This is a genomic window from Streptomyces sp. NPDC003635 (assembly GCF_053587635.1).
In genome coordinates, this window is record NZ_JBSFOK010000097.1 from 1 (window position 1) to 8,900 (window position 8,900).

The 8,900-nt window shown below is 72.1% G+C and carries 9 protein-coding genes and 1 pseudogene; 7 read left to right on the top strand and 3 right to left on the bottom strand.

Annotated elements, in window-relative coordinates; translation table 11 throughout:
• Positions 1-86 precede the first annotated feature (86 nt).
• Positions 87-545, bottom strand: coding sequence for an ATP-binding protein (locus ACWDRW_RS39725; protein WP_451733291.1), 459 nt, complete (start codon positions 543-545; stop codon positions 87-89).
• A gap of 212 nt (positions 546-757) precedes the next feature.
• Between ACWDRW_RS39725 and ACWDRW_RS39730 the strand changes: the two genes are divergently transcribed.
• Positions 758-1,624 (top strand): helix-turn-helix domain-containing protein, encoded by an 867-nt coding sequence (locus ACWDRW_RS39730; RefSeq protein WP_451733294.1) that lies wholly within the window; start codon positions 758-760, stop codon positions 1,622-1,624.
• Positions 1,625-1,633: 9 nt separating this feature from the next.
• Positions 1,634-1,861, top strand: a complete 228-nt coding sequence (locus tag ACWDRW_RS39735) for a DUF397 domain-containing protein (protein WP_451733297.1) — start codon at positions 1,634-1,636, stop codon at positions 1,859-1,861.
• Positions 1,862-1,918: 57 nt separating this feature from the next.
• On the opposite strand, the gene ACWDRW_RS39740 is transcribed toward ACWDRW_RS39735, so the two are convergent.
• On the bottom strand, positions 1,919-3,046 hold the full coding sequence (locus tag ACWDRW_RS39740) for an 8-amino-7-oxononanoate synthase (RefSeq protein ID WP_451733300.1): 1,128 nt from the start codon (positions 3,044-3,046) through the stop codon (positions 1,919-1,921).
• Positions 3,047-3,193: 147 nt separating this feature from the next.
• On the opposite strand from ACWDRW_RS39740, the gene bioB reads away from it, so the two are divergent.
• From bioB to bioD, 3 genes are read left to right on the top strand one after another with little or no spacing between them, the layout of a single operon-like run.
• Positions 3,194-4,396, top strand: a complete 1,203-nt coding sequence (gene bioB, locus ACWDRW_RS39745; protein ID WP_451733302.1) for a biotin synthase BioB — start codon at positions 3,194-3,196, stop codon at positions 4,394-4,396.
• Complete coding sequence (locus tag ACWDRW_RS39750; RefSeq protein ID WP_451733305.1) at positions 4,389-5,669, top strand: adenosylmethionine--8-amino-7-oxononanoate transaminase; 1,281 nt, start codon at positions 4,389-4,391, stop codon at positions 5,667-5,669. Before bioB ends, ACWDRW_RS39750 begins: the two co-directional genes overlap by 8 nt.
• 1 nt (position 5,670) lies before the next feature.
• Positions 5,671-6,387 carry a dethiobiotin synthase gene (gene bioD, locus ACWDRW_RS39755; RefSeq protein ID WP_451733307.1) on the top strand — a complete coding sequence of 239 codons (717 nt, stop codon included), beginning with the start codon at positions 5,671-5,673 and terminating at the stop codon, positions 6,385-6,387.
• On the opposite strand, the pseudogene ACWDRW_RS39760 reads toward bioD, so the two are convergent.
• Positions 6,384-7,277 (bottom strand): annotated as a pseudogene (locus ACWDRW_RS39760) (LuxR C-terminal-related transcriptional regulator); the annotation flags it as partial. The gene bioD and the pseudogene ACWDRW_RS39760 sit on opposite strands and share 4 nt — an antisense overlap.
• Before the next feature lie 33 nt (positions 7,278-7,310).
• On the opposite strand from ACWDRW_RS39760, the gene ACWDRW_RS39765 reads away from it, so the two are divergent.
• Complete coding sequence (locus ACWDRW_RS39765; protein WP_451733308.1) at positions 7,311-7,997, top strand: esterase/lipase family protein; 687 nt, start codon at positions 7,311-7,313, stop codon at positions 7,995-7,997.
• Between the two features lie 88 nt (positions 7,998-8,085).
• Positions 8,086-8,769, top strand: a complete 684-nt coding sequence (locus ACWDRW_RS39770; protein ID WP_451733311.1) for a class I SAM-dependent methyltransferase — start codon at positions 8,086-8,088, stop codon at positions 8,767-8,769.
• The last annotated feature ends 131 nt before the right edge of the window (positions 8,770-8,900 follow it).

The window sequence follows — 8,900 nt, forward strand, 5'->3', positions numbered from 1 at the left end:
GGCGGCGGCGTCCCTGACACGCCGCCGCCCCGACGGGTGCACCAGGGGGGCGTCCGATGGTGGGCGCCCTTCTGCTTTCGTGTGCCCTAGGGCTCCTGCTGGCCGGCCGTGGTGACCGGACGGACCGGTACGGTCCAGGGCAGCTCGATGGAGACCGTCTTGCCGCCCTCCCGGGTGGGCCTGACTCTGAGCCGGCCCCCGCACTCGGCGGTCAGCCAGCGGATGATCACCAGCCCCCGGCCGTTGTCCTGCTGCACGGCGGCCGGCAGGCGTTTGGGGAAGCGCGGGTGGCTGTCGGTGACCCCGATGCGCAGTTGTTCGTCATGGTGCAGCTCGATGTCCACCGTGAAGGTGGGTGACTGACCCAAGGTGTGCTGTACGGCGTTGGTGGCGAGTTCGGAGACGATCAGCCTGATGGTGTCGGCCACGTCCGTCTCCGCGGGCAGCCCCCATTCCGCGAGAGTGCTGACCACATAGCCACGGGCCGCGGAGACCGAGGCGGGATCGCTCGGCAGAGTGACGGATGCTTCCAGATGGTCTGCCATGGCGACGTCGTCCCTTTCCCACGGGACCGCAGTCCGACACGGAGCGGATGGTTCGAGTACGGTCCCGGACTGGTGCTTCTTCGCCAGACTGCCATTACCGCGCCGGTCACGGTGGCGATCCACCAAGATATGCATATATCTGTCGCTCAAAGCGGTGAACTCTGCTACGCGAGACCGTATTTGGGCGGCCCGGTTGGAGTAAGGAGGACCGCATGCAGCACGGTCCCGCGGTACGCCGCCGAAAACTGGGCGCCGAACTGCGTGCGTTGCGCACCGGGGCGGGCCTCACCAGTGGTGAGGCGGCGCGTCTGGTGGGCTGGCACCAGTCGAAGGTGAGCCGGATCGAGACCGGCGCCAGCGGGGTGAAACCGGCCGATGTGCGATTACTGCTGGACGCCTATGGCGTCGCCGACTCCCAACTGCGGGAGCTACTGCTGGTGTTGGCCGGGACCGACGACGGCGCCGGGCGCCACCACTGGTGGCACGCCTATCGCGGGGTGCTGCCGCCGACCTACCGGGACTTCATCAGCCTGGAGTCCCAGGCGAGCGCGATGCGCACGCTGGAGACCTCCGTGGTGCCGGGGCTCTTGCAGACGCCCGAGTACGCGCGGGCGGTGACCCGGGCGGCGGTGGGCGGCCTGGACGAGACGGACGAACGCCTCGACGCCCTGGTCGAGGTGCGCCTGGCCCGGCAGGACGTGCTGCGCGGGGAGCCACCGCTGGAGCTCAGCGCGGTGCTGGACGAGGCGGTGCTGCGCCGGGAGATCGGCGGACCGGGGGTGATGGCCCGGCAGCTGTGGCGGCTGGTGGAGGCGGGACGGCTGCCTCAAGTGCGTTTGCAGGTCCTGCCGTTCACGGCCGGGGCGCACATCGGTGTCACGGGCCCTTTCGTTGTCTTCTCATTTTCGCGCACTTCTGATCTGGATGTGGTTGTTCTCGACCACTTGACGAGTAGCCTCTACCTCGAACGGAAAGAAGACCTCCAGGCGTACACGGAGGCCTTCACCACCCTTCAGATCCACGCCCTTTCGCCCGAGGAATCGTTGGATTACATCGCCGGGATAGCTGACGGCGCGTAAGGAGGCACCATGTCTGCACTGCCTCGGAACGTACCTTCCACTACCGAACTGCACGTCGTGCGCTGGCTGCGGAGCAGCTACAGCACGGGTGCGAACAACTGCGTGGAGACCGCCCGGCCGCGTTCCGGTCCAGGGGCCGGGCTGCTCGCCGTACGCGACTCCAAGGACCCGGCCGGGCCCGCGCTGCTCTTCTCCCCCGAGAGCTGGGCGAACTTCACGGCCGCGTTCACATCCTGATCCTGACCGCAATCGATCAGTTCCGCAGCCCCGGCGGCAGGGCCGTGTCACGCCGACTCATGGTCGTGTCCCGCCGATGACCCGTACAGCGCGTTCGATCTGTCCGTCCGTGAGATCCGCGCGGGCGGTCAGCCGCAGCCGAGAGATGCCGTCGGGCACGGAAGGAGGACGGAAACAGCCCACGGCCAGGCCCGCCGTCCGGCAGTCGGCGGCCCAGCGCACGGCCTCCTCCGGGGAGGGCGCGCGCACCGAGACCACGGCGGCGTCCGGACGTACCGCCTGATGCCCCTCGGCCGTCAGGCGGTCGTGCAGTTCCGCGGCCACCGTACGCGCCCGGGCCGCCCGCTCCGGCTCCCTGCGCAGCAGCCGCAGGGCCGCGAGGGCGGCGCCGGCCGCAGCGGGAGCCAGGCCGGTGTCGAAGATGAAGGTTCGGGCCGCGTTGACCAGATGGTCGATGACACGGGCCGGGCCGAGCACGGCACCGCCCTGGCTGCCCAGTGACTTGGACAGCGTCACCGTGACGACCACGTCGTCGGCGCCGGCGAGCCCCGCCGCGTGCGGGGCGCCCCGGCCGCCGTCGCCGAGCACGCCCAGCCCGTGCGCGTCGTCGACGACGAGCCCCGCGCCGTGCTCCCGGCACGCCTCGGCGAGTCCGGCCAGCGGGGCGGCGTCGCCGTCGACCGAGAAGACGGTGTCGGAGACCGCGACGGCCGGTCCGTCATGCGTCTGCAGCGCCTTGCGCACCGCGTCCGGCTCGGCGTGCGCGACCACCTGGGTCGTCCCGCGGGCCAGCCGGCAGCCGTCGATCAGCGAGGCGTGGTTGCCCGCGTCGGAGACGATCAGCGAGCCGTGCGGCCCGAGCGCGGTGACCGCGGCGAGGTTGGCCGCGTAGCCGGAGGAGAAGACCAGGGCCGACTCGGAGCCGCAGAAGTCCGCGAGCTCGCGCTCCAGCTCCGTGTGGAGTTCCGTCGTACCGGTGACGAGCCGGGAGCCGGTCGACCCGCCGCCCCAGGTCCGCGCCGCCCGGGCCGCGCCCTCGGTGACCTCGGGATGGTGGGCGAGGCCCAGGTAGTCGTTGCTCGCCAGGTCCAGCAGCGGCGAGTCGGCGGGGCGGGGGCGCAGCGTCCGTACGAGTCCGGCGCGGCGCCGGAGCTCCGCCTGCTCGTCGATCCAGCCGAACGCCATGGGTCCTCCGGGGATTTTGTAGGCAGCGCACAGACACTAGCGGGACGACCAGGCACCCAGGGTGTGGCAATACCCACACGTCGAAGCGCCCGAGTTGTACGAACTCTCCTTGGCCAGGAACCACTCCGTAGGACAGGATCAGCTCTCATGGACCTGCTGAACACGCTGGTGGACAAGGGGCTGCGGCGCGAGCTGCCGACCCGCGAGGAAGCCCTGGCCGTCCTCGGGACGTCCGACGACGACCTGCTCGATGTGGTGGCCGCGGCCGGCAAGGTGCGCCGGCACTGGTTCGGCCGCCGGGTGAAACTGAACTACCTCGTCAACCTCAAGTCCGGCTTGTGCCCGGAGGACTGTTCCTACTGCTCGCAGCGGCTCGGCTCGACCGCCGGGATCCTGAAGTACACCTGGCTCAAGCCCGACGAGGCCTCGAAGGCGGCGGCCGCGGGGCTCGCCGGGGGCGCCAAGCGCGTCTGCCTGGTGGCCAGCGGGCGCGGTCCGACCGACCGTGACGTCGACCGGGTCTCGGACACGATCAAGGCGATCAAGGACCAGAACGAGGGCGTCGAGGTGTGCGCCTGTCTCGGGCTGCTCTCAGACGGCCAGGCCGAACGGCTGCGGGAGGCGGGCGCGGACGCCTACAACCACAACCTCAACACCTCCGAGGCCACCTACGGCGACATCACCACCACCCACACCTACGCGGACCGTGTCGACACGGTGCAGAAGGCGCACTCCGCCGGCCTGTCCGCCTGTTCCGGTCTGATCGCGGGCATGGGCGAGAGCGACGAGGACCTGGTGGACGTGGTCTTCTCGCTGCGCGAGCTGGACCCGGACTCGGTGCCGGTCAACTTCCTCATCCCGTTCGAGGGCACCCCGCTGGCCAAGGAGTGGCACCTCACCCCGCAGCGCTGTCTGCGGATCCTCGCGATGGTGCGATTCGTCTGCCCGGACGTCGAGGTGCGCATCGCCGGTGGCCGTGAGGTCCATCTGCGCACGATGCAGCCGCTCGCGCTGCACCTGGCCAACTCGATCTTCCTCGGCGACTACCTCACCAGTGAGGGCCAGGCGGGCAAGGCCGACTTGGACATGATCGCCGACGCCGGGTTCGAGGTGGAGGGCGCCGAAGAGGTGACCCTGCCGGAGCACCGGGCCACCGCCGGAGGCGGGGGGTGCGGCTCCCACGCGGAGGGCCGTGAGGGCGGCCACGACTGCGGCGGCTGCGGCTCCCACGAAGGCGGCGGCGTCTGCGGTTCCGTACCGGTTCAGCAGGCGGAGCCGGGGGAGGTCCGCAGCGACCTCGTCGCCGTCCGCCGCCGGGGCGCCGGAACGGATCTCGCGCCCAATGCATGACCTGAGCGTGCCCGAGCTGCTGGACCTCGACCGGAAGCACGTGTGGCATCCGTACGGGCCGATGCCGGGCCGGCAGGAACCGCTCGTCGTGGAGTCGGCGAGCGGGGTGCGGCTGCGCCTGGCCGACGGCTCGGGCGAGCTGATCGACGGGATGTCGTCCTGGTGGTCGGCCATCCACGGCTACAACCACCCGGTGCTCAACGAGGCGGCGCGCGAGCAGCTCGGCCGGGTGAGCCATGTGATGTTCGGCGGGCTCACGCACGAGCCCGCCGTCCGCCTCGCGAAGCACCTTGTCGACATGTCTCCCGAGGGTCTCGAGCATGTGTTCCTCGCCGACTCGGGGTCCGTGTCGGTCGAGGTCGCCGTCAAGATGTGCCTGCAGTACTGGCGCTCGCTCGGGCGGCCCGGCAAGCAGCGGCTGCTGACCTGGCGGGGCGGCTACCACGGGGACACCTGGCAGCCGATGTCCGTGTGCGATCCCGAGGGCGGGATGCACGAGCTGTGGACGGGCGTGCTCCCGCGCCAGGTCTTCGTCGGTCCTCCGCCCGTCGAGTACGAGGAGTCCTACGCGGACGAACTGCGCTCGGCGATCGAGCGGCACGCCGACGAGCTGGCCGCGGTGATCGTCGAGCCGGTGGTGCAGGGCGCGGGCGGCATGCGGTTCCACTCCCCCGCCTATCTGCGCGTGCTGCGCCAGGCGTGCGACGAGCACGGCGTACTGCTGGTGTTCGACGAGATCGCGACCGGGTTCGGGCGTACCGGGGCGCTGTTCGCCGCGGACCACGCCGCGGTGACGCCGGACGTGATGTGCGTGGGCAAGGCGCTGACCGGCGGCTACCTGACGATGGCCGCCGCCTTGTGCACCTCGCGCGTGGCCGACGGGATCTCGCGGGGCGAGGTGCCGGTGCTCGCGCACGGACCCACGTTCATGGGCAACCCGCTGGCCGCCGCGGTCGCCTGCGCCTCGATCGAGCTGCTGCTCGGCCAGGACTGGCTCGCGGAGGTGAAGCGGATCGAGGCGGGGTTGCGCGAAGGGCTGGCCCTCGCCGCGGACGTTCCGGGTGTGCGGGACGTACGGGTCCTCGGTGCCATCGGGGTCGTCCAGCTCGACCGCCCCGTGGACATGAGGGCGGCCACCGAGGCGGCCGTGCGCGAGGGCGTGTGGCTACGGCCGTTCCGCGATCTGATCTACACGATGCCGCCGTACGTCACGGCCGACGCGGACCTGGCGCGGATCGCCCGCGCGGTGTGCGCGGCGGCACGGGAGGGCTGAGATGACGGTTCTGGTGATCACGGGCACCGGCACGGAGATCGGCAAGACGGTCACGACCGCGGCCGTGGCCGCCACGGCACTGGCCTCCGGCCGCACGGTGGCCGTGCTCAAGGCGGCCCAGACCGGGCTGCGACCGGACGAGCGCGGGGACGCCGACGAGTGCGCGCGGCTCGCCGGTGGGCTGACGACGGCCGAACTCGCCCGCTACCCCGAGCCGTTGGCGCCGGCGACGGCGGCCCGCCGGGCGGGTCTGCCGCCGGTGCGCCCGCGGGAGATCGCCGAGGCGGCGGCGAAGCTGGCCACCGAGCACGATCTGGTGCTGGTCGAGGGCGCGGGCGGCCTGCTGGTCCGCTTCGACGAGGCTGGCGGCACCCTGGCCGACGCGGCCGGGCTGCTGGCGGCGCCGGTCGTGGTGGTCGCCCCGGCGGGCCTGGGCACTCTCAACTCCACCGAGCTGACCTCTCGTGAACTGCGGTCCCGGGGGCTGGACTTGCTGGGCGTGGTGATCGGCAGCTGGCCCGACGCGCCCGATCTGGCGTCCCGTTGCAATGTGGCGGACCTGCCGGAGGTGTCCGGGGCGCCCCTGGTGGGCGCGCCGCCCGCCGGGGCCGGGGCCCTGGCACCGGCTGACTTCCGGGCGGCGGCGCCGAGTTGGCTCGGCCCGGAACTGGGCGGGACGTGGGACGGCGCCGCGTTCCGCGAGCGCGCGGCGCTCTAGGCCTGTTGGGCGAGCAGTCGGACCAGTTCGATCCGCGACCTGATGCCCAGCCGGGCGAACACACCGCGCAGGTGGTGGTCGATCGTGCGGGGGCTCAACGCGCGGCGGGCCGCGATCTCCCGGTTGGTGGCGCCCTCCGCCGCCATCCTGGCCACCAGGAGTTGTTGCGCGGTGAGGCGGGAGGTCGGGTCGTCGTCGGTGGCGGGTGCGGGGTCCGCGGGGGCGCCCAGGGCGCGTAGTTCGGCTCGGGCCTGGGCCGCGCAGTGCGGGGCGCCGAAGTACTCGAACGCCTCCAGGGCGCTGTGCAGCCGGTCCCGGGCCTCCGTCCGGCGGCGCAGGCGTCGTAGCGCGCCGCCGAACAGCAGCTCCGTGCGGGCGCGTTCGAAGTCACGGGTGCCGCGCCCGTGCAGGGCGAGCGCGCCGCGATAGTGCTCGACGGCCTCGGCGCCGGGCGCGAGCAGCGCGCGGCAGCGGGCGCTCAGGGCCAGGTCGTCGGCGCTGCCCACGGTGCTCGCCCAGCGGTGGTAGTCGGCGTGGGCGACCCGGGCGATCCGGGTGTCCCCGGTGCGGACGGCGGCCTCGACGTAGTGCGGGGTGGCCAGATGACGGATCGCGCGATGACCGTGCCCCGGGCCGAATCCGGCCTGCGCCCGCAGCCGGGCCGCCGCCGCGGCGAACCGGCCACTGCCCAGGTCGAGAAGGGCGAGCGCCCACTGCGCGAGGGCCGCGGGCAGACCCAGGCCGTGGGCGAGGGCGTACGACCGTGCCGTGGCCGCGCGTTCGCGGCACAGGTCCGCTTCGCCGGTGAGCGCCGCGAACATGGCGAGGGCGGCCTGGAGATGGCAGGCGCCGTTGTCCTGCCCGGTGGCGTGGGCCTGCCACAGGGCGTCGGCTGGCGACCCCACACGCCTCAGGAGGCACTCATGCAGCGCACCGCGCGTCGCATCGTCACGGCCGTCTCGGCGACGGCCGCCTCGCTCCTTCTGGCTCTCTCCCTCTCCCCCACACCCGCCCAGGCCGCGACCCACGACCCCGTGGTCTTCGTGCACGGGCTGAGCAGTTCCTCGAGCAGCTGGGACGACTGGATCGCCGACTTCAAGGCGGACGGCTACACCTCCTCCGAGCTGTACGCCTGGTCCTACAGCTGGTCCCAGTCGAACGTGACGACCGCCAACCAGCTCGCGAGCTACATCAACACCGTGCGCGCGCAGACCGGGGCCGCGAAGGTGGACCTCGTCGTCCACTCGATGGGGGCGCTCGGCTCCCGCTACTACCTCAAGAACCTCGGGGGGACGGCGTACGTCGACGACTTCGTCTCGACCGCCGGTACCAACCACGGTACGACCACCGCCTCGTGGTGTTCCTGGCTGTACACCTCCTGCGCCGAGATGTACACCGGCAGCTCCTTCCTGACCGCCCTGAACTCCGGTGACGAGACCCCGGGCAGTGTCTCGTACGCCAGCTACTGGTCCAACTGCGACGACGCGCTCACCCCGGACACCACGGCGATCCTGAACGGGGCGACCAACGTCGAGGTCGGCTGCGTCTCGCACACCGACATGAACAACGACTACGGCGTCTACGAACAGGTGCGCGACTTCATCGCCTGAGCCGCTCACCAAGGGCGCACAGCGGGGGTGCGCGGCGGGCGTCCGGGGGACAATCGGGGTACGGCCCGTCCGTCCCCGGGAGGTTCCCATGCCGCTTCGGTCCGTCGGCTCCGGCAAGGTGCCGCGGGATGCCGTGCACCATCCGCTGTTCGCCCGCTGCTACGCCCACCTCAGTGTGAACGCCGAGACGAAGATGGGCATCGGCGCGCTGCGCGAGCGCCTGCTCGCCGGGCTCGCCGGGCGGGTGATCGAGATCGGCGCGGGCAACGGCCTGAACTTCGCCCACTATCCGGGCACCGTCTCCGAGGTCGTGGCGATCGAGCCGGAGCGGGTGCTGCGCCAGCTGGCGGTGGAGGCGGCGATGCGCGCCGAGGTCCCGGTGGACGTGGTGCCGGGGGCGGCGGAGGCGCTGCCGGTCAAGAGCGAGGCCTTCGACGCGGCAGTGGTCTCGCTGGTGCTGTGCAGCGTGCGTGACGTACCGCGGGCGCTGTCGGAGATTCGCCGGGTGCTGCGGCCGGGCGGTGTGGTGCGGTTCTTCGAGCACGGGCGGGGCGGCGGACGGGTGATGACCTTCACCCAGCAGGCCCTGGACCGGACGGTGTGGCCGCTCGTCAGCGGCGGCTGCCATACGGCCCGGGAGCCGGTGGCGGCCCTGCGCGGCGCCGGGTTCGAACTCGGCCCCTACCGGCGGATCATGGTGCCGGACAAGGGACCGGCGCTGCCGACCTCGTACTGCGTGCTGGGCACGGCCTGGCGGCCGGTCACCGAATGACTAGTGCCGCGTCAGGCAACGTTTGCCCGTCAAGGGGCGGCGTCCGGTGCGTGCTCTCGGCGTGCCGGGTGCAAGCCCTCGTACTGGATGTACTTGGGCTTGTGCCCGGTGCGGCGAGAGTGCGTGCCGGG

What these genes read in the sequence shown, in the direction of transcription:
- ACWDRW_RS39735 (WP_451733297.1), top strand. Translation starts at nt 1,634, where the DNA reads ATGTCTGCACTGCCTCGGAACGTACCTTCCACTACCGAACTGCACGTC.
- ACWDRW_RS39740 (WP_451733300.1), bottom strand. Translation starts at nt 3,046, where the DNA reads ATGGCGTTCGGCTGGATCGACGAGCAGGCGGAGCTCCGGCGCCGCGCC.
- bioD (WP_451733307.1), top strand. Translation starts at nt 5,671, where the DNA reads ATGACGGTTCTGGTGATCACGGGCACCGGCACGGAGATCGGCAAGACG.
- bioB (WP_451733302.1), top strand. Translation starts at nt 3,194, where the DNA reads ATGGACCTGCTGAACACGCTGGTGGACAAGGGGCTGCGGCGCGAGCTG.
- ACWDRW_RS39750 (WP_451733305.1), top strand. Translation starts at nt 4,389, where the DNA reads ATGCATGACCTGAGCGTGCCCGAGCTGCTGGACCTCGACCGGAAGCAC.
- ACWDRW_RS39765 (WP_451733308.1), top strand. Translation starts at nt 7,311, where the DNA reads ATGCAGCGCACCGCGCGTCGCATCGTCACGGCCGTCTCGGCGACGGCC.
- ACWDRW_RS39725 (WP_451733291.1), bottom strand. Translation starts at nt 545, where the DNA reads ATGGCAGACCATCTGGAAGCATCCGTCACTCTGCCGAGCGATCCCGCC.
- ACWDRW_RS39730 (WP_451733294.1), top strand. Translation starts at nt 758, where the DNA reads ATGCAGCACGGTCCCGCGGTACGCCGCCGAAAACTGGGCGCCGAACTG.
- ACWDRW_RS39770 (WP_451733311.1), top strand. Translation starts at nt 8,086, where the DNA reads ATGCCGCTTCGGTCCGTCGGCTCCGGCAAGGTGCCGCGGGATGCCGTG.